This is a genomic window from Streptomyces griseoluteus (assembly GCF_004784465.1).
GTDB classification, from domain to species: Bacteria; Actinomycetota; Actinomycetes; order Streptomycetales; family Streptomycetaceae; genus Streptomyces; species Streptomyces griseoluteus.
Map to the genome: position 1 here is coordinate 435,452 of NZ_SRRU01000004.1, position 19,492 is coordinate 454,943.

18 protein-coding genes and 1 tRNA gene are annotated in these 19,492 nt (G+C 70.0%); 13 read left to right on the plus strand and 6 right to left on the minus strand.

Going from position 1 to position 19,492, the window contains the following annotated elements; genetic code table 11:
- Positions 1 to 41: 41 nt before the first annotated feature.
- The 6 genes from E5082_RS13955 (at position 42) to E5082_RS13980 (ending at position 3,684) form a co-directional block, all read left to right on the plus strand.
- Complete coding sequence (locus E5082_RS13955; RefSeq protein WP_229918829.1) at positions 42 to 1,079, plus strand: permease; 1,038 nt, start codon at positions 42 to 44, stop codon at positions 1,077 to 1,079.
- Positions 1,076 to 1,834, plus strand: coding sequence for a TIGR03943 family putative permease subunit (locus tag E5082_RS13960; RefSeq protein ID WP_135791549.1), 759 nt, complete (start codon positions 1,076 to 1,078; stop codon positions 1,832 to 1,834). Before E5082_RS13955 ends, E5082_RS13960 begins: the two co-directional genes overlap by 4 nt.
- Positions 1,835 to 2,007: 173 nt before the next feature.
- A complete protein-coding gene (locus E5082_RS13965; RefSeq protein WP_135791550.1) occupies positions 2,008 to 2,484 on the plus strand; it encodes a fluoride efflux transporter FluC in 477 nt (158 codons plus the stop codon).
- On the plus strand, positions 2,481 to 2,870 hold the full coding sequence (locus E5082_RS13970; RefSeq protein WP_135791551.1) for a DUF190 domain-containing protein: 390 nt from the start codon (positions 2,481 to 2,483) through the stop codon (positions 2,868 to 2,870). Before E5082_RS13965 ends, E5082_RS13970 begins: the two co-directional genes overlap by 4 nt.
- Positions 2,867 to 3,241, plus strand: a complete 375-nt coding sequence (gene crcB / locus E5082_RS13975; protein WP_135791552.1) for a fluoride efflux transporter CrcB — start codon at positions 2,867 to 2,869, stop codon at positions 3,239 to 3,241. Before E5082_RS13970 ends, crcB begins: the two co-directional genes overlap by 4 nt.
- A 47-nt stretch (positions 3,242 to 3,288) precedes the next feature.
- Positions 3,289 to 3,684, plus strand: a complete 396-nt coding sequence (locus E5082_RS13980; RefSeq protein ID WP_167514053.1) for an Imm50 family immunity protein — start codon at positions 3,289 to 3,291, stop codon at positions 3,682 to 3,684.
- Positions 3,685 to 3,710: 26 nt separating this feature from the next.
- On the opposite strand, the gene E5082_RS13985 is transcribed toward E5082_RS13980, so the two are convergent.
- On the minus strand, positions 3,711 to 4,994 hold the full coding sequence (locus tag E5082_RS13985) for a cation:proton antiporter (protein WP_135791554.1): 1,284 nt from the start codon (positions 4,992 to 4,994) through the stop codon (positions 3,711 to 3,713).
- 376 nt (positions 4,995 to 5,370) lie between these two features.
- Here E5082_RS13985 and E5082_RS13990 point away from each other — a divergent pair, with 376 nt between their 5' ends.
- From E5082_RS13990 to E5082_RS14015, 6 genes are all read left to right on the plus strand, one after another.
- Positions 5,371 to 5,823, plus strand: coding sequence for a hypothetical protein (locus tag E5082_RS13990; RefSeq protein ID WP_229918830.1), 453 nt, complete (start codon positions 5,371 to 5,373; stop codon positions 5,821 to 5,823).
- Positions 5,820 to 6,470 (plus strand): hypothetical protein, encoded by a 651-nt coding sequence (locus tag E5082_RS13995; protein WP_135791555.1) that lies wholly within the window; start codon positions 5,820 to 5,822, stop codon positions 6,468 to 6,470. Before E5082_RS13990 ends, E5082_RS13995 begins: the two co-directional genes overlap by 4 nt.
- Positions 6,470 to 11,119 (plus strand): putative T7SS-secreted protein, encoded by a 4,650-nt coding sequence (locus E5082_RS14000; protein ID WP_135791556.1) that lies wholly within the window; start codon positions 6,470 to 6,472, stop codon positions 11,117 to 11,119. Before E5082_RS13995 ends, E5082_RS14000 begins: the two co-directional genes overlap by 1 nt.
- Positions 11,120 to 11,159: 40 nt before the next feature.
- Positions 11,160 to 11,507 carry a hypothetical protein gene (locus E5082_RS14005; protein ID WP_135791557.1) on the plus strand — a complete coding sequence of 116 codons (348 nt, stop codon included), beginning with the start codon at positions 11,160 to 11,162 and terminating at the stop codon, positions 11,505 to 11,507.
- A gap of 211 nt (positions 11,508 to 11,718) precedes the next feature.
- Positions 11,719 to 12,348, plus strand: coding sequence for a colicin immunity domain-containing protein (locus E5082_RS14010; protein ID WP_167514054.1), 630 nt, complete (start codon positions 11,719 to 11,721; stop codon positions 12,346 to 12,348).
- A 9-nt stretch (positions 12,349 to 12,357) separates the two neighbouring features.
- Positions 12,358 to 12,789 carry an SMI1/KNR4 family protein gene (locus E5082_RS14015; RefSeq protein ID WP_135791559.1) on the plus strand — a complete coding sequence of 144 codons (432 nt, stop codon included), beginning with the start codon at positions 12,358 to 12,360 and terminating at the stop codon, positions 12,787 to 12,789.
- A gap of 496 nt (positions 12,790 to 13,285) precedes the next feature.
- Here E5082_RS14015 and E5082_RS14020 read toward each other — a convergent pair whose 3' ends face one another.
- The 4 genes from E5082_RS14020 to E5082_RS14035 all read right to left on the minus strand — a co-directional run bounded on the left by E5082_RS14020 (position 13,286) and on the right by E5082_RS14035 (position 16,171).
- Positions 13,286 to 13,837: a hypothetical protein gene (locus E5082_RS14020; protein ID WP_135791560.1), complete on the minus strand. Its 552-nt coding sequence runs from the start codon at positions 13,835 to 13,837 to the stop codon at positions 13,286 to 13,288.
- A gap of 407 nt (positions 13,838 to 14,244) precedes the next feature.
- Positions 14,245 to 14,318, minus strand: a tRNA-Pro gene (locus E5082_RS14025).
- A 64-nt stretch (positions 14,319 to 14,382) separates the two neighbouring features.
- Positions 14,383 to 15,129, minus strand: coding sequence for a Pr6Pr family membrane protein (locus E5082_RS14030; protein ID WP_135791561.1), 747 nt, complete (start codon positions 15,127 to 15,129; stop codon positions 14,383 to 14,385).
- 115 nt (positions 15,130 to 15,244) lie between these two features.
- Positions 15,245 to 16,171, minus strand: coding sequence for a metallophosphoesterase (locus tag E5082_RS14035; RefSeq protein ID WP_135791562.1), 927 nt, complete (start codon positions 16,169 to 16,171; stop codon positions 15,245 to 15,247).
- A 93-nt stretch (positions 16,172 to 16,264) separates the two neighbouring features.
- Here E5082_RS14035 and E5082_RS14040 point away from each other — a divergent pair, with 93 nt between their 5' ends.
- The gene (locus tag E5082_RS14040; RefSeq protein ID WP_030811466.1) at positions 16,265 to 16,732 is read left to right on the plus strand and encodes a GatB/YqeY domain-containing protein; all 468 of its coding nucleotides are present in this window, start codon (positions 16,265 to 16,267) and stop codon (positions 16,730 to 16,732) included.
- A 60-nt stretch (positions 16,733 to 16,792) separates the two neighbouring features.
- Here E5082_RS14040 and E5082_RS14045 read toward each other — a convergent pair whose 3' ends face one another.
- Complete coding sequence (locus E5082_RS14045) at positions 16,793 to 19,069, minus strand: transglycosylase domain-containing protein (protein WP_135791563.1); 2,277 nt, start codon at positions 19,067 to 19,069, stop codon at positions 16,793 to 16,795.
- Positions 19,070 to 19,492 lie beyond the last annotated feature (423 nt).

Genomic DNA, 19,492 nt, shown 5'->3' on the forward strand with positions numbered 1-19,492 from the left:
CCTCGCTTATCGTCGGCCAAACACCGACATCCGGAGTGAAAATGGGAAAAACGGATGAGCTGGTGGGAGTGGTCGACAGGGCGGCGACGGTCGTCACCCCCACCGCTCCACCGGCCCGCCCCAGCCCCGTACGCCCCCTGCTCGCCCTCACCGCCGCCGCGGCCGTCGGGATCACGGTGCTGCTGCTCGCCCGCGCCGGCGTGCTCGACCGGCCCGCCGTACAGGCGTGGCGCACGGTCTGCCTGGCGATCACCGTGCAGGCGCTGCCGTTCCTGATCCTCGGCACCGTGCTGTCCGGCGCGATCAACGCGTTCGTCCCGGCCGACCTGTTCACCCGCGTGCTGCCCAAGCGGTCCGCGCTCGCCGTACCGGTCGCGGGGGTCGCGGGCGCGGTGCTGCCGGGGTGCGAGTGCGCGTCCGTACCGGTAGCCAACAGCCTGATCCGGCGGGGTGTCACCCCGGCCGCCGCCTTCGCCTTCCTGCTGTCCGCGCCCGCGATCAACCCGATCGTGCTCACCGCCACGGCGGTCGCCTTCCCCGGCAACCCCGCGATGGTCGCCGCCCGGCTGGTCGCCTCGCTGGCCACCGCCGCCGTGATGGGCTGGCTGTGGCTCTGCTTCGGCAAGGAGAAGTGGCTGCGCCCGGCCGTACGGCACACCGGCCACCAGCACGGACACAGCCGCTGGGCCGAGTTCCGCCAGGGCTTCCAGCACGACTTCCTGCACGCCGGTGGCTTCCTGGTGCTCGGCGCGATGGCGGCGGCCACCTTCAACGTCGCCGTACCGCGCAGCGTGCTGGACGCCTTCTCCGGCTCGCCCTGGCTCTCCGTACTGTTCCTCGCCGGGCTCGCCGTCCTGCTCGCGGTCTGCTCGGAGGCGGACGCCTTTGTGGCGGCGTCACTCACAGGCTTCTCCCCCACAGCCCGGCTCGCCTTCATGGTGGTCGGCCCCATGGTGGACCTGAAACTGATCGCCCTTCAGGCGGGCACCTTCGGCCGCGCCTTCGCCGTACGGTTCTCCGCCGCGACCACGGTCGTCGCCGTCGCCGCCAGCGCCCTGATCGGAGGCGCGCTGCTGTGAGACGCCTCGCCCAGACCGCCCTGCTCGCCCTCATCGGCGCCGGCCTGCTGCACACGGCCCTCTTCACCGACCTCTACCTGCGCTACGTCAAGGAGGGCCTGCGCCCCGCCCTGATCGCGTCCGGCGTCGCCCTGCTGCTCCTCGGCGCGGTGAACGCCTGCCTCGACCTGCGCGGAAACCGGGAGCCCCAAGAGGGGCACGACCACCACGAAGCCCACTCGCACGGCCACGACCACTCCACCGCCCCCAAGGTCGCCTGGCTCCTCGCCCTCCCCGCCCTCAGCCTCCTCCTCTACGCCCCGCCCGCCCTCGGCGCGTACACGGCGGCCCACTCCAACGGGAAACCGGTCGCCACCAGCCCGAAGGAGCGTTTCCCCGCCCTCCCCGCGACCTCCCCGCTCCCCCTGACCCTCACCGGCTTCACCCAGCGAGTCCAGCAGGACCCCACGCTGGCGATCAGGGGCAGGCAGGTCCAGCTCACCGGTTTCGTCACCCCGGCCGGGGCAGGCGGCGGCTGGTACCTGACCCGGATCATCTTCACCTGCTGCGCCGCCGACTCCCAGACCGTCAAGGTCCGCGTCCACGGCTCCGACGCCCCGCCCGCCAACACCTGGCTCGCGGTCACCGGCACCTGGCACCCCGCGGGCCGGCTCGGCACCAAGACCGCCGAGGCCGCGCTCGACGTCCGGGAGGTCCACCCCATCGCCCAGCCGGTCAACGCGTACACGGACGACCTCCCGCTGACCCCGTCGTAGGCGCGACCACCGCGCTGCCCCGCGATACCCTGGTGACCGGCCGCGCCTCACCCGTGCGGCGCGGCGGTGGGGCTCGCCGTACCCGAACCGCGGCATCGGTGCCGCCAACAGTCCCTACTTGCGATGGAGCGCGCCCGCCTGCGCGGGCCCCGGCGAGTAGGAGACGTACGCCCATGACACGACCCACGACGAACGAACCCGTCGACCCGGACCTCGACCTGCGCTCTCCCGCCCAGTGGCAGGAGGCGTGGCGCGGTCAGGGCCCGGTCGTGGCGGTGGTCGCGGCCGGCGGCGCGATCGGGGCGACGGCCCGGTACGCGGCGTCGCTGCTGTGGCCCGTGGCGAACCCCGGCTTCCCCTGGACCACCCTGCTGGTCAACGTGACCGGCTGCGCGGTCATCGGCGTCTTCATGGTGCTGATCAGCGAGGTGTGGACGGCGCACCGGCTGGTCCGGCCGTTCTTCGGGACGGGGGTGCTGGGGGGCTTCACCACGTTCTCCACGTACGCCGTCGAGATCGAGCGGCTGGTGAACGCCGGTGAGGCGCGCACCGCCCTCGCCTATCTGGCCGCGACCCTGTTCGCGGCCCTCGGTTCGGTCGGACTCGCGGTCGCGCTCACGCGCCGCGTCCTGGCCCGGAGGCAGCGATGACCACGACACGCCTGACCGGCGACGCCCTCCGCGTGACGGTCTTCATCGGCGAGCACGACACCTACCGCCACAAGCCGCTCTACAGCGAGATCGTGCACCGCGCGCACGCGGCCGGTCTCGCGGGTGCCAGCGTGTTCCGGGGCATCGAGGGTTTCGGCGCGTCCTCCCTGATCCACACCGCCCGGCTGCTCTCCCTGAACGAGGAACTGCCGGTGGCGATCGTCATCGTCGACACCCCGGAGCGGGTACGGGCGTTCCTGCCGCAGCTGGACGAGCTGGTGGAGTCGGGGCTGGTGATCCTGGACGACTGCGAGGTCATCCGCTACGCCGGCAGCCGCTCGGGCCGCCACTCCCGGCGTCACTCGGGCAAGGAGAAGAAAGCGTGAACTGGCTCCTCGTGATCATCGGCGGCATGGCCGGAGCCCCGCTGCGCTACCTCACCGACCGCGCCGTCCAGAAACGCCACGACGCCGTCTTCCCCTGGGGCACCTTCACGGTCAACGTCCTCGGCTGCTTCATCCTCGGCCTCCTGACCGGCGCGGTCGCGGCGGGCGCCGCCTCCTCCCACACCCAACTCCTCATAGGCACCGGCCTGTGCGGCGCCCTCACCACGTACTCCACCTTCTCCTACGAGACTCTCCGCCTCACCGAGGACGGCGCCCGCTTCTTGGCGGTGGCCAACGTGGTGGCAAGCGTGGTGGCGGGCCTGGGAGCGGCTTTCGCGGGCACGGCGTGCGCAGAGGCGATCTGGGCTTGATGTCGTCTCGTACGATGCCCGCCGACCCCCTCGCAGGAGATGCCCCCGTGCCCCCTGAGGCCTGGCCCACCCACCTCGTCAACCCCCAGGGCCTGAGGGCGGTTTACGGCGCCGAGCCCCCACCCCTCACCGCCGTACGCCTCCGGCAGGTCACCCTCCACGAGGACGGGCCCGCCCTCACGCTCCGCCTCGACCTGCCGTACCCCGCCGACCCGCCCCGGAAATGGGCGGCGCAGGGCTTCGACACCGTGCAGACCGAGCTGGCGTTCACCGGCCTGAGCGCCCTCACCCTGTACGGCTTCGGCACCGAGATCACGGCGGACGTCACCCTCACGGCGGCCGGGGACGGAGTCGCCGTACACGTCACCGCCCCCGAGACCACCGTCGAAGCGGTCGCCCGGACCGTCCACCTGGCGGCGCTGAGGGCCTACGCCCAGGAGTGATGTTCGCGCCCGGACGACCCAGCCCGTCAGCGCGGCGTGTCGTCGGGTGCGAGTGCGTTCTCCCGCAGGTTCGTCTCCCTGCGCAGTGTTCGGGTGAACCATGCGCCGTAGCGGTTCCCCAGGAAGGGGGCAGAGGCTCCGTGGAGGATGACGCTCAGGCCGACGGTCACGGCGACGACCCCGCTCACCAGGGTTCCCCCGGGCAGGTGTTCCTCGGACGCGAGCAGGCCGAACACGAGGGAGGCGAGCCCGCGCGGACCGAACCAGCCGATGTATGCCACGGAGGTGGCGCGCAGCCCGGTGCCGATCAGCGCGAGAGCGACCGGCAGCATCCGGACGACGGTGAGGCTGAGCACCGCGTAGGCGACCATCCGCCACGTCAGGTGCTGGAGCGTCGGTCCGAGGATGACGGCGCCGAAGACGAGGAAGCTCAGCGAGGCGAGCAGGAGGCCGAGTCGTTCGGTGAACGTCGTGCTGTGCACGGGATCGGAGTCCTCGGGACACAGGTCCGGACCGGCGGGTGCACGCCGCAGGTGGACGCCGAAGGCCAGGCCGGCGGCCCAGGAACCGATGAAGCCGCTTCCCTCGCCCATGAGGCACAGCGCGTAGGCGACGGCCGGAACGGCGAGGACCATCAACTGCCGCCAGTCGGAGGTGCTCCACCCCCTGCTCAGCGACCAGCGCAGCAGACCCGCCCCGGCCCAGCCGGCCGCGATGCCGATCGCGCTGCTCAGTAGCAGCGCCCGCAGGAACGTCTCGGCCACGCCCGGATGACCGTGGCCCTCACCGGCCGCCGCGAGTGCCAGCACGAAGAACGGAAGCGCCAGACCGTCGTTCAGACCGGACTCCACGGACAGGCCGCCGCGGATCAGCGGCGGCACCCGCTCGTTGGAGAAAGCCTGCTGCCCGAGCGCGGCGTCCGTCGGCGCGAGGATGACGGCGGCGAGGGCCAGCTCCCACACACCCAGGCCGGGCAGCAGGGGCCAGGCCGCCAGCCACCCCAGAGCCATCGTGGCCGGCAGTCCCACCACGAGCAGCCGCAGCGGCAGGAACTCCTCCCGGCGCAGGTCCCGGACCCTGATCGCGGCCGCGTCCGCGAACAGCAGGAGCACCAGCGCACTCTCCAGCAGCGTCCGGGTGACCTCGGGGTCCTTCGCACGGTCCAGCACATCCAGGCCCAGCGGGCCGATCGCCACACCCACGAGCATGAACACCAACGGTCCCGAGAGCACCGTGGTCGACAGCCGCCGCGAGAGCATCGCGTAACCGACGACCACACACCCGGCGGCCACGACGGCCCAGCCGTTCATCCGCACTCCTCACGCCGGGCAATCATCGCCGGGGCGGCTGCGTCACGCAGGGACACAGTTCCTGACCCTACGTCACCCGCGGTCGGGCGCTACGGAAGCCTTGGGCCGAACCCGCCCGGCCCGGCTCGGTCGGCCCAACGAGAGGTGACCGAGCCGGGTCGAGCGGAGTGGTTCCACGCCGGTACTGGCAAGGGCGCGCCGCGGACCGCCTTCCTCGCGGGTGCGTCGGGGAAGGCACCCGCGCCGCGCGTCGACCGTGGCGCGGGCCCTGACGTCCCGCCGGGCACGGTTCCCGGCGATCGCCGCATCCCGCGTGTGACAAGGGTGTGACGGGTATGAACTTGTTCGCTCTCGTCGCAGTCGTGATGATGGCGGCATGTCTGAGAACGGGGACCGGATAACGAGTTCGGGCATCGGGCCCGCGCAGGCGGCTGAAGCGGCGGCCCGGAAACGGGAGTTCGCCGGGCTGTTGGGGGAGTTCCGCCGTACTCCCGTTCTCGTGCCGCGGGGCGGTGATCCGGGCGGCGAACAGGCGCTGCTGACCGCCGACTTCAACGGCATCCGCTTCATCCTGGCCTTCTCCGACGAGCAGGCGCTCGCCCGGTACGCCACCGCGCGGGGGGAGTCGGCTCGGGAGTGGACGTATCAACGCGTGCTGGGCGCTCGCCTGTTGGACGTGGCCGTGCCCGCCGCGGGCGTGCCGTGCGGGGTGGCGCTGGACTGCGCGGACGGTTCGGACGGAGTGGTGTTCCCGCCGGTGGCGGGCATCGTGCCGGACGGCGCGGCGGTGGACCTGGACGACGAGGCGCGGCACGGGGGTGCGGTATGAGCGGCGAGGGCGGGATGGATCTCCAGGCGCAGGGCCTGGAGGAGATCGCCAAGGGCCTGACGGAGGCGCTGGGCGAACTGGGCGAGCTGGGCATGGCCGGCCAGGCCGGCGCGGGCCGCGGCTTCTCCGGAATCGCCCTGTCGGGGCTGGAGTTGGGCCACGAGGGCCTCACCGGCGAGCTGAAGACGTTCTGCGAACGCTGGGAATGGGGCGTACGCGCCCTGATCGCGGAGGGCAACGCCTTCGCGCAGAAGACCAACCTCTCGGCGGGCACGTACTACGAGACCGAGCAGTACCTCAAGGGCAGCGTGAAGGTCGTCGCGAACTCGGCGGTGGGCAACCCGTACGCCTCCGAGGAGGACGTGGAGAAGATGGGCTGGGGGGACATCGCCAAGTCCGGCCGGACGGTGGACTACTCCCAGGAGTCGTTCGAGCAGGCGTGGGAGAACAGCAAGCAGGGCTGGAAGGACGCCGGCCGGGACGCGATGACCGCGCCCCTGATCGGCACGGTCCCCGTCACGCCGGAGAACCTGCACGGCGCGGTGGGCATGTCGGACAAGGAGTACGACCAGTTCCTCGACGACACCTTCGGCCCGTCCCCGGAAGCCCGCGCGAAGGCGGCCGAGCAGCAGGGCGGTGAGGGCTGATGGGGCTGGGGGACATCACCAACTCGTTGCTGGGCGGCGCCGAGGACCTGTACGACAAGGGCAAGAAGAAGGCCGGCGAGCTGGTCGACTCCGGCACGGACAAGCTTGGCGGCGCGATGGACCGCGTCGGCCTGCACGACTGGGCCGACGGCGTGGAGGACTGGGGCGACGAAGTCGCCTCCGACCTGGGCGCGATGCCGGGCGAGCAGCAGCTCGGCCAGACCGAGCAGGCCGACGAACTCGTGCACGGCAAGCCGGAGAAGATCCGCGAGAGCGCCAAGCACCTGAAGGACTTCCACGGGGCGTTCGACAAGGTCGGCTCGGGCCTGAAGAAGATCGACTCGGCGGGCTGGAAGGGCGAGGGCGGCGACGCCTTCCGCGAGAAGTTCGGCGTCCACCCCACCAAGTGGGCCCACGCGGCCGAGGCCTGCGGTGCGGCGGCGGCCGCGCTGGAACGGTACGCCGACACGGTCACCTGGGCGCAGAAACAGGCGGCGGAGGCCGTCGAGCTGTACAAGAAAGGCACGAAGGCGTTCGACGACGCGGCGGACGAATACCAGAAGAAGGCCGACGCCTACAACGCGAAAGCCCGCGCGGGCGAGGACCCCGGCGCTGAGCCGAAGCAGGACATGCAGGCGGGCAAGTCCGACCGCGACGCCGCCGCGGCCAAGCTGAACGAGGCCCGCAAGCAGCGCAACACCGCCGCCGCCGAGGCCCAGGGGAAGATCAAGGCCGCTCTCGCCCACGCCCCCGCCGAACCCCCGCCCCTGGAACGCCTCGGCCACGACTTCACCGACGGCTACCAGGCCGCCAACACCGAACTGACCCATGTGGTCGGCGGCGCCCTCAAGGGCACGGCCGGCCTGGTCAACTTCGCCCGCGGCCTCAACCCGACGGACCCGTACAACCTGACGCACCCGGCGGCGTACCTCCAGAACGTCAGCATGACGCTGTCCGGCCTGGTGTCGACGGCCACGCATCCCGAACGGGTCGTCCAGGCCACGATCGACGGTCTGAAGAAGGATCCGTCCGAGTTCGTCGGCCGCCTGATCCCGGAGCTGATCGGTACCAAGGGCGCGGGGCTGGCACGGGGCGGGCTCCGGCTCGCCGTGAAGGAGGGCGCGGAGGAGGCCGCGAGCCAGGGCATCCGCCGTACCGCCCGGAACGTGATCGAGAAGGACGCGAACGACGTGGCCCGGCGCCCGGGCGAGAAGATCTGCGAGAAGGACCCCGTCGACGTCGCCACCGGCCGCATGGTGCTGCCGCAGACCGACGTGGCCCTGCCGGGCGTCCTTCCGCTGCTGGTCAAGCGGCAGTTCGAGTCGTCGTACCGGCTCGGCGGCTGGTTCGGACCGTCCTGGTCCTCCACGCTGGACCAGCGGCTGGAGACGGACACCGAGGGCGTGGTGTTCGTCGGCGAGGACGGCCTCGTCCTGGCCTACCCCCACCCCGCGCCCGGCGTGCCCACCCTGCCCTCGCACGGCCCGCGGTGGCCGCTGGACCGGGTGGAGGGCGGCTACACCCTCACCGACCCGGAGTCGGGGCACACGCGGCACTTCGCCGACCGCTCCGACACCCTCGCGGTCCTGGAGCAGCTCGACGACCGCAACGGCAACTGGATCACCTTCGAGTACGACGCCGACGGCGCGCCAAGCGCGCTCGTCCACAGCGGCGGCTACCACCTGGGGATATCCACCGCGGAGGGCCGCGTCACCGCCCTCCGCCTCACGGGCGCCGACCAGGAGCTGATCCGCTACGGCCACACCGGCGGCCACCTCACCGAGGTCACCAACTCCTCCGGCCGCCCCACCCGCTTCACCTACGACGAGTCGGCCCGCATCACCTCCTGGACCGACACCAACGACAGCCACTTCACCTACGGCTACGACGACCAGGACCGCTGCGTCCACCAGTCCGGCGCCGAGGGCCACCTGCGCTCCACCTTCGTCTACGGCGACCCGGACCCGGCCACCGGCGACTCCGTCACCGCCATCACCGACTCCCTCGGTCACACCAGCCACTACCGCGTCAACCGCCACTGCCAGGTCGTCGCCGAGACCGACCCGCTCGGCGCCACCACCCGCTACCAGCGCGACCGCCGCAACCGCCTCCTGTCGGTGACCGACCCCCTGGGCCACACCACGGAGTTCCACCGCGACGCCGACGGCAACCCGGTGAAGGTGATCCGTCCCGACGGCCGCGAGGCCCGCGCCGAGTACGGCGCGCGCGGCCTCCCGGTGAAGGTGACCCGCCCCGACGGCACCACCGTCCGCCAGACCTACGACGACCGCGGCAACCTCACCTCCATCACCGACGCGGCGGGCCAGACCACGCACCTGGCGTACGACGGAGCCGGCCACCTGATCTCCGTCACCGACCCGCTCGGACACGCCACCGTCATCGCCACCGACCGCGCCGGCCTCCCGCTGCGGGTCACCGACCCGCTGGGCGCGACCACCTCCTACGAGCGCGACGCCTTCGGCCGCCCGGTCGCGATCACCGACCCGACGGGTGCGGTGACCCGCCTGGAGTGGACGGTGGAGGGCCACCTGGCCCGCCGTACGGCGCCGGACGGCACAGCTGAGTCGTGGACGTACGACGGCGAGGGCAACCGCACCACCCACACCGACGCCCTCGGCGCGGTGTCCCGCTTCGAGTACACCCACTTCGACCTGCTGACGGCCCGCACCGGCCCGGACGGCGTACGGCACGCCTTCACGTACGACACCGAGCTGAGGCTGACGGAGGTCACCAACCCGCAGGGTCTGAGGTGGAGTTACACGTACGACCCGGCGGGACGCCTCGCGGCGGAGACGGACTTCGACGACCGCACCCTCACGTACGCCTACGACCCCGCGAGCCGCCTCACCGCCCGCACCAACGCGCTCGGCGAGACCATCGCCTTCGAGCGGGACGAGCTGGGCCGCACCGTCCGCAAGGACGCGGCGGGCGCGGTGACCACGTACGCCTTCGACCTCACCGACCAACTGGCCGAGGCGGTCGGCCCGGACGGCAGCACCCTCCGCATCCTGCGCGACCGCTACGGCCGCACGGTCTCGGAGACGGTCGACGGCCGCACGACGACGTACACGCACGACGCCCTCGGCCGGCGCACCGGCCGCACCACCCCCGCCGGGGCCACGACCACCTGGTCCTACGACCCGGCGGGCCGCCGCACCGGCATGGTCGCCTCCGGCCACAGCATCGACTTCACCTACGACGCGGCGGGCCGCGAAGTCGGCCGCCACATAGGCGAGTCACTCTCCCTGGAGCACACCTTCGACGTGCTGGGCCGCCTCAAGGCCCAGTCGGTACGGACGGCGCGCGGCGGCCTCCTCCGCCACCGCGCGTACGAGTACCGCGCGGACGGCAACGTCACCCGCATCGTCGACGACCTGTTCTCCCGCACCTTCGACCTGGACGCCACCGGCCGGGTCACGGCGGTCCACGCGGCCGGCTGGACGGAGCGGTACGCGTACGACGAGACGGGCAACCAGACCGAGGCGAGCTGGCCCTCGACCCACCCGGGCGGCGAGGCGACGGGCCCGCGCGCCTACACCGGCACGCGCATCACCCGGGCTGGCGGCATCCGCTACGAACACGACGCCCTCGGCCGCACGGTCCTCCGCCAGAAGACCCGCCTCTCCCGGCGCCCCGACACCTGGCGCTACGAGTGGGACACCGAGGACCGCCTCACCGCGGTCACCACCCCGGACGGCACCCGCTGGCACTACACCTACGACCCCCTGGGCCGCCGCACGGCGAAGCTCCGCATGGAGGGCGAGGCGGTGGTGGAGCGCGTGGTGTTCACCTGGGACGGCACGACTCTCTGCGAACAGACCACGTCCTCCGCCGAGTTGCCCCACCCGGTGACCCTCACCTGGAACCACCAGGGCCTCCACCCGGTCACCCAGTCTGAACGCATCACTTCCACCACGTCCGAAGCGGACATCGACTCCCGCTTCTACGCCATCGTCACCGACCTGATCGGCACCCCGACGGAACTGGTCGACGAGGCGGGCGAAACGGCATGGCGCACCCGAAGCACCCTGTGGGGCACGACGGCCTGGTCGGCGAACAGCACGGCGTACACGCCGCTGCGCTTTCCGGGCCAGTACTTCGACCCCGAGACGGGGCTGCATTACAACTACTTCCGGCACTACGACCCGGAGACGGCGCGGTACCTGAGTCCGGACCCGCTGGGGTTGGCGCCGGCACCTAATCCGGATGCATATGTACACAATCCCCACACCTGGGCAGACCCGTTGGGTCTCGCGGGTTGCACGCCTGGGGAAGATCGTGCAGCGGATGTGCCGCCTCGAAAACTCGATTACATATTTGACAAGGACATCAAACCCAACGATCACAACACTGCGCGGGCTCGACAGAACGCAGACCAGTTGCGTCGCATCGGAATCCGCGACACGCCGGAAATGCGGGAGTATGTCAACGACCATCTCACCGCAGCAGCCAAGCAACCTTTTGAGCGAACCTGGACCGATCAATGGGGGGACTTCGGGATCACTCGCTCAGTGCTTCAAGGGCCGGGCGGCGCGCTGGAAGCTGAAACGTCGTGGCAACTCATGCCGGACGGAACCGCTAGATTCAGTAGTGTCATCTTCCGTGGGACGGGCAGTCGTTTCCACTAATCGTGCGAGATGATGTAGCGAACAGGGAGTAGGTTCAGCGGTGTACAGCGAGTTTCTGATTCCAGGTGATGACGAGATTTTCGACACCATCGGTGAATGGCCGGAGATTCAAGAAAATGGAGCGCGTGTACTGACCTGGCACTCTGATGATGGCGTCCTTGTGCTCTCCTATGAAGCCGTTACCCGATCGGTCAGAGTGCTCTGGTCGAACAACGACGGTGATTCGCTGATGGATGTCTACCGCGAGGGCGCCACGCGGCTCGCCTTCACGTCCACTTCCTCGACTGTCGGTGCGCAGATCGACTTCTCTGTGGGCGAGTGTGCCGGTGTCATGGAAATTGATATCTCCCCTCGTGTTTCAGTGCGGGACCGGCTCCTCTTCCAGTGAGGAATCCCTGATGGAACGGCAAATACAGGATCTAGCTGTACTGCTCACCCCGGACGGAAACCTGTCGCCTGCCTGGCTGAGCGGAAAGCCGGTGACCCCGCTCGCCGTCGGCGATCGCCTGGACGTGACCCTGGCGAACCGGGTGACGGCCGGGTGTCGCTCGACCGGCGCGACTCACCTCCGGTACGCCCCGTTAGGCGTGGACCCAGTCGTGACCACCCGCGCCATCCCCGCCGATGCGGCCACCCGCCCGCCGACCCTCCTCTGGACCCCCGATCGCCACGCCGCGCTGCTCTTCCCGGTCCCCGGCCATGTCCTGCTGGCCGGCACCAAGCCCTTCATGACGGCGGCCGTCCCGGAGGGCATCGACGCAGCCCGAGCCCGCTTCACCCGCTACGCCCGCAGGCAGGCGGCCCGCCACCCCGACCTCCTCGCGGTGGCGGCTGCATACGCCCCCACCCACCACGCCTGGTCCCACCCCGCGGAAGTTCCCCCGGACACCGCCACAGCCCACCACCTGCACCTACTCGAGGAGTTCACCCACGGCACCCTCCCAGCCCCCGCCTTCGCCCACGCCTGGTGGCAGACCCGCCGAACCACCGAGTCGAATGGCGAACGAATCCGGGGCCCACTGGAAGAACTCTTCGACCGCGTCTTCCTGCTCCTGGAGGACTACGAGGTGGACCCCGAACTGGCCGAGCCCACCGACCTCACGGCCACGGAACTCCAAGCAGCGGTGTCCGAGGCATACCGGAACGGCCTGGCAGGCCTTCCGGTTGCTGTGGTTGCGGTGCGCTGCTGTACAGCGCCTGCCGTCGGGGTAGTCAGTCCTTCAACCTAGGCTGCGCCCATGTGGAAAGAAGCCGCTGCCGAAGCCCTGCCCGAGGTCGAGTTCCGCGCACCCGTTGACGCGACTGCTCTGGCCGAGGCAGAGCGGCGCCTTGGCAGAGGCTTGCCGGCGCAGCTGACTGCTCTGCTGATGGAGACCAACGGGGTGGTCGGCGCGTACGGGACTGACGTCGTGTGGTCCTTGGATCGGATTGTGGAGCAGAACCTGTTGTTCTGGTCCCCCGATACGTTCCCGGGCCTGTACATGCCCTTCGATCCGCTGCTGTTCTTCGGCGACAACGGTGGGGGCGATCAGTTTGCCTTCGTGCTAGCGCCTGAGCGTCCGGACATCTTCGTTTGGGACCACGAGGACGACAGTCGGCTCTGGGCTGCGCGCGAGTTGGAGGACTACCTGCACCGTTCGCTCGCGGGTGGTGGCGACTGGTACCGGTAGCCGCCTTGCTGGGATGACCTGCGGTGGAGCGGCGACAGAGCCGGGCTGGCCGGCGAAGTGATTCCCCGCCATTCCCCACGCTTCCCCGTACGATCTGGCACGGGTGTGGCACGTGGAGCTTGTGATCCGTAGCTCTGTAGGCATGGGCGGTGCACCCTTGGGACTGGCCTCCTGGTCGCCGGAGACCCTGCGGATCTCCTACAGGGTCCAACCTGCCGATAGCTGACTGCTTGCCATCCAAGGAGGATGACAGCCGCACTCGGCCGGGTGCGGCACTGGGCCTGGTGGGGGCTCTCTGCCATCGTCCGAGGAGGGCTTCGAGCAGTCGTAGTGCCACGCGTATGGCCAGGCCCCGGACGCGACGAAGGGCCAGCCTGGGAGGCAAACCTCCTCCGCTGGCCCTTCGGCCTGTGCCCTGGCAGGAATCGAACCCGCGACACCAGTCAGCTGTGGATGTCAGGTGGGCCAGGGTCTTTCTCTGCGCCGGGCGCCGTTGTCACCACTCGTCGTGGTCGTTGATCACCCTGAAGCTGGCCACCACACCATCGTCACCGAACATGGCGACATCGCCACCGAACATGCCAACGGGGTCGGTACGGGGCACAGTGCCAGAGGTCTCGTCGTGGGGGCCCACGATGGCGACCGGAGAACCGGCACAGGAGAAGCCTCGGAAGACCGCGACGGTCTGCCGGCTGTCATTGAAAATGTAGAAGCTGTTGGAGCTGGCCGCAGTGATGCAGCCGTCGGCGGAGGCGGAGTACGTACGTTCGTTGAAGTAGATCCTTCCGTCTTCCTTGTGACCGTAGTCGCGTCCGCCCTCGTCGTGGCCCTTGTTCCTCTCGCCGCTCGCGCTCCTGTCGCCTGAGGGAGCCGCGACTGGAGCGGCGCGGTGCACAGGCAGGGCCGCTTGGTGCGCAGGTCGGGCAACTCGATGGACAGCCTGGGAGGCCGGGGTGGATCCGACGGTCGGGGCGTAGATGATGCCGGCGGCTGCAAGGGCGGTCGCGCCTATTCCGGTGCCAACCACAGCGTAAATATGCGGAGGCATGTTACTTCTTTCTGTCGGACGGACGTCGGCCTGGCAACCGACCTGCGATGAACGTACCGACAGCTCCCATGGCTGGCATTTCGGACGTATCTCTGGTGTGATTCCGTGAGCCCAATCGGGTACCAGCGGTTCAGGAACCGTTGCATCGCCGCAGGTCCCGGACCGGGATGGGACGCGCTCACCGGCGGACGGGGACCTCGTGGACGATCTTGCCCAGCGCGGCTGAGGCGACGATGTTTGCGGGCCCGTGATCCGGACCGGCGCCGTGGTCATGGACGGCATCTTCGGCACGCAGGGACGGCGGCTGTAGGCACGCGGGAAGCGGTAGTCACGCAGATGGACACGCAGGCAGAAACAGCTCAGGCCGGTACTGAATCCAGTACCGGCCTGAGCTGCTGTTACGGCTGTCGGGGTGGCGGGATTTGAACCCACGACCTCTTCGTCCCGAACGAAGCGCGCTGCCAAGCTGCGCTACACCCCGATGTCGCTGCTGTCGCGGCGACGTCGTTTACTTTAGCCCACCGGGGGCCTCAGACGAAATCCGGTTAGACGCGGCGGCGGACCGGGGAGGGGCGGGCGTGGTCCAGGGTGATCATGACCACCGCGGAGGCGTAGATCGCCAGGCCCAGCAGGAGGGCGTTGGCCAGGGTGTGGCGGTAGCCGTGGGCCGTGACGTCGAGGAAGGGGTAGAGGGAGCGGGCCCGGGTCAGCAGGAAGATCAGGTATGCCAGGGGGAACAGCAGCCAGCCCGCCGCCTGCCGCAGATGCATCCGTGACGCCGGCGTCAGCAGCAGCCAGTCCAGCACCGCCGCCAACGGCACCAGTGTGTGCAGCACCTGGAGCGCCGCCCACTGCCCGTGCCACCGCGCCGGCGGCGTCGTAGCCCCCGTCATGGTGAACGGCGGCGTCGTATGGGCCAGCAGTACGTGGTACACCACCGCCCCGATCACCACGTATAGCAGCACCGCCCCCGTCAGCGCGGCCGGCAGGGCGCGGCGGGGGCGCCAGGAGCGCGAGGCCGACACCAGCATGACCACCGCCAGCAGCACCGTGCTCTGCACGCTGAAGTAGCTCAGCGCGCGGGCCGGGCCGGCGAGGTGGATCTCCAGGGCCACCCCCGCCCCCGCCAGCAGCGCGGTCAGGAGGCGGTACACGGCCACCAGGGGGCGCCGGACCGGCGCCACCACCGCCGTCACCGGCACGATCGACGGCTTCAGTACGGGCGTGCTCTCCCAGGGGATCGCGGGCAGATCCGGGATCTCCCTGGGCAGGGGCGGTATCGGTGCGGTCATGCCCTCACGCTAGGCAGGAGGGCGAAATGCGACCATTCAGGGCACTCCGGTCGGGTTACAGCCGCTCAACGAGGGCCACCCCCGTTCAACGAGGACGACCCCCGCCCAACCAGGGTTACACCCGCTCCACCAGCGTCAGCAGCGTCGCCTCCGGCGGGCAGGCGAAGCGGATCGGGGTGTACCGGTTCGTACCGCAGCCCGCCGACACGTGCAGGTAGGAGGTGTTGCCCTCCGCCGTGTGGGTGGACAGCCCCTTCACCCGGTCGGTGTCCAGGTCGCAGTTGGTGACCAGCGCGCCGTAGAAGGGGACGCAGAGCTGGCCGCCGTGGGTGTGCCCGGCGAGGATCAGCGGGTAGCCGTCCGCCGTGAAGGCGTCCAGCGTGCGCAGGTACGGCGCGTGCACGACGCCCATCGAGAAGTCGTGGCCCCCGGAGGGGCCGCCGGCCACGCGGGCGTAGCGGTCGCGCTTGATGTGCGGGTCGTCCAGGCCGGTCAGCTCGATGGAGACGCCCTCGACCTTCAGCACGCCCCGCTGGTTGGTCAGGTTCAGCCAGCCCGCGGTGTCGAAGCCGTCCCTGAGGTCCTCCCAGGGGTTGTGGACCACGCCGACCGCGGGGGCGTTGCCGTTCAGGCCGTGCTTCCCGCTCGCCTTCTCCAGCAAGTACCGCGCGGGGTTGCGGAGTTTGGGGCCGTAGTAGTCGTTGGAGCCGAAGACGTACGCGCCCGGGAACTCCATCAGCGGGCCCAGCGCGTCCAGCGTCTCGGGGACACCCTCGGGGTCCGAGAGGTTGTCGCCGGTGTTGATCACGAAGTCGGGGCGCAGCCCGGCCAGCGACTGGAGCCACCGCTGCTTCTTGCGCTGCCCGCCCACCATGTGGATGTCGGAGACCTGGAGCATCCGCAGCGGGCGCATGCCCGGCGGGAGGACCGGCACGGTCACTCGTCGGAGGCGGAAGGAGCGGACCTCGAAGCCCGCCGCGTACGCCACTCCGGCGGCCCCGGCCGCCATGATTCCCAGGGGTACTCCGTATCGCGCGCGCATACGCCCATCGTGTCAGACCCCGCCACGGTGCCAAGAGCTGGTGTCCCCTTAATCAAGGGGCGTTCGGCCAGCCGCACCTGCGACAATCGTTCCATGACCACCACGCTCAAGTCGAAGCTCCACGACGACCTCAACGCCGCGATCCGCGAGCGCGACGAGCTGCGCTCCGCGACGCTCCGGCTGACCCTCGCCGCGATCACCAAGGAGGAGGTCGCGGGCAAGGAGAAGCGCGAGCTGTCCGACGACGAGGTCCTCAAGGTGATCACCAAGGAGGCGAAGAAGCGCCGCGAGGCCGCCGACGCCTTCGCCCAGGGTGGCCGCCCCGAGCAGGCCGAGCGGGAGAAGGCGGAGGGCGAGCTGCTCGCCACCTACCTGCCCAAGCAGCTCTCCGACGACGAGCTGACCACGATCGTGGCCCAGGCCGTCGAGGAGGCCAAGGCGGGCGGCGCCGAGGGACCACGCGCCATGGGTGCCGTCATGAAGATCGTGAACCCCAAGGTGGCCGGCCAGGCCGACGGCGGCCGCGTCGCCGCGATCGTGAAGCAGCAGCTCCAGGGCTAAGCAGGACATGACAGTGGGGCCGCACCTTCGAATGGGTGCGGCCCCCCTGTCGTACCGGACTCAGTTCCGGCGTCCGCCGTTCGCGTTCCCCTGCACCAGCCCCGGCTTGGCCGGCTTCGGCTGCCCGGTGCCGGGACGGCCGCCGTTCCCGCCGGTCAGCCCGCCGAAGAGCCCGCCGATCAGGCCCCCGCCGGGCGTCCCCTGATGACCGCCGTTGCCGTCACCCCGGTCGTCACCCCGGTCGTTGTCCCCGTCGCCCTTGTCCTCGTCGTCGGGGATGTCGATCGTGTTGAAGTCGGGCGCGTCCTTGCCCGCCAGGGCGCCGGACATCGCGTCCCGCCAGATCGGACCCGGCACGCCACCGCCGAAGACCAGGTCGTGGTACGCCCCGCCGATGGTGATGCCGACCATCTTCACGTTCTGCCGGGCGCTGCCGACCCAGACCGCGCCGGACATGTTCGGGGTGTAGCCGACGAACCAGGCGTTCTTACGCTCGTCCGTCGTACCGGTCTTGCCCGCGCTGTCCCGGTCGTTCAGACCCGCCTCCTGGCCGGTACCGGAGTCGATCACGTCCCGGAGCAGGGTGTTGACCGTGTCCGCCGTCTTCTCGCTCATCGCCCGCGTGCACGTGGACTTCGGCACCGGCAGCGACTTCTCCTCGTCACCGGACTTCTCGGTGATCGACTCGATGGCGACCGGGGTGCAGTACGTGCCGCGCGAGGCGAAGGTGGCGTACGCGTTGGCCATGGTCAGCGGGGAGAGGCCGATGGAGCCGAGCGCGATGGACGGCTCCTGCGGCAGCTTGGAGCCGTCGCCCTGCACCACGTGCAGCTTGTCGGCCATCTTGGCCACCGGGCACAGCCCGATGTCGGAGATGAGCTGTACGAAGTAGGTGTTGACCGACTTGGCCATCGCCTCCTTCATGCGGTACGGGCCCTTCTCGGACTCGTTCTCGTTCTCCACCGTCTCGTTCTTGGTGTTCCGGTACGGCGTCGAGCCGCACCGCTGCACCGGGCCCGGGTACGCCATCTTGTACGGAGCCGAGTACGCCTGCGTCGGCGGCTTGCCGCCCTCGATCGCGGCCGCCGCCACGAACGGCTTGAACGTCGAACCCGTCGGGAAGCCGAAGTTGGAGCCGCCCAGGTCCCGGTCGACCGAGAAGTTGTACTCCGTCTCGTCCTTGCCGTAGCCGAACGGCTTCGACTGGCCCATCGCCAGCACCTTGCCGGTCCCCGGCTGCACCAGGGTCGCGGCCGCGGCGACCGAGTCCGACTTGTAGACGTGGTCCTTGAGCGAGTCCTGCACCGACTTCTGCGCCTGCGGGTCCAGCGTCGTACGGATCCTCAGACCGCCCTTGTTCCAGAGCTTCGCGCGCTCCTCGCGGGACTTCCCGAAGACCGGGTCGGTGAGGAAGACGTTCTCGACGTACTTGCAGAAGAAGGCGGAGTTGCGGGTCGCGGTGATGCAGCCGTTCTTGGGGCGGCTGACGTGCAGGCCCAGCGGCTGCTTGCCGGCCCGGTCGGCCTCGGCCCGGGAGATGTCGCCCAGATCGGCCATGCGCTGGAGCACGGTGTTGCGCCGCTTGGTGGCCTCGGCCTCGTCGTTGACCGGGTCGTAGCGGCTCGGGGACTGAACGATGCCCGCCAGCAGGGCGGACTCCTGGAGGTTGAGGTCCTTGGCGTGCTTGGAGAAGTAGCGCTGGGCCGCGGCCTCGACGCCGTACGCCTGCTCGCCGAAGAAGGTGATGTTGAGGTAGTTCTCCAGGATCTTCTTCTTGCCGAGCTTCTCCTCGATCTGGATCGCGTACTTCAGCTCGCGGACCTTGCGGCCGAGGGTCTGCTGGGTGGCCTGGGCGACCTTGGTCGGGTCGTCGCCGGCCTCCTCGATGAAGTAGTTCTTCACGAGCTGCTGGGTGAGGGTGGACGCGCCCTGGGCCACGCCCCCGCTCTGCGCGTTCTTGTTCAGCGCGCGCAGCACGCCCTTGAGGTCGATCGCGCCGTGCTGGTAGAAGCGCGAGTCCTCGATGGCGACGATGGACTTCTGCATGTACGGCGAGATGTCCTTCAGCTCCACCACCGTGCGGTCACGGGAGTAGACGGTGGCCATCTGGTTGCCCTGGCTGTCCAGTATGGTCGTCCGCTGGCTGAGCTGGGGACTCTTGAGGTTGGCCGGGATCTCGTCGAAGCCCTGCACCGAGCCCTTCGCGGCAAGGCCCAGCGCCCCCGCGGCCGGCAGGGCGATCCCCGCCGTCACCGCCCCCGCGAGCACGCTGACACCGAGGAACTTGGCGGCCTGCTGCGTGGCCGACAGACCACCGCCCGAGCGCTTCTTTGGCATGGAGGCAGCCTAATCCGTGGTGATAAGCGTTCCGGGGGAGCGACGGCCCCTCGGGCGGTTCGGGTGCAGGATCGTGACGTCCGGTCGGGTGGCGGGACGGCATGACGGCGTTACGGCGCGGCGAAGCGGGGGCTCAGGTTGTCATTCGCCGGACACACGCACAGGCGTTGGCCTAAGCTGCATTCAACTGTCACAGCGGCGCGGCCAGGTAGCAATACGTCCGGCGACCCCGAATCGCTCCGGAGAGCCCCGACTTCCTGACGGGGACGTGTCCGAAACCGCCTCATGTGTCACCCGGCGCCCCATGTGCCGCACCACAACCGTCCCGCTTTGCCGGGATGATCACGCATGTCGCCCGCTCACTCCTCCGGGTGATCTGCCGCTTACCCATAGTCCGTTCGGGCCATTCAAGATTGGGCCCGA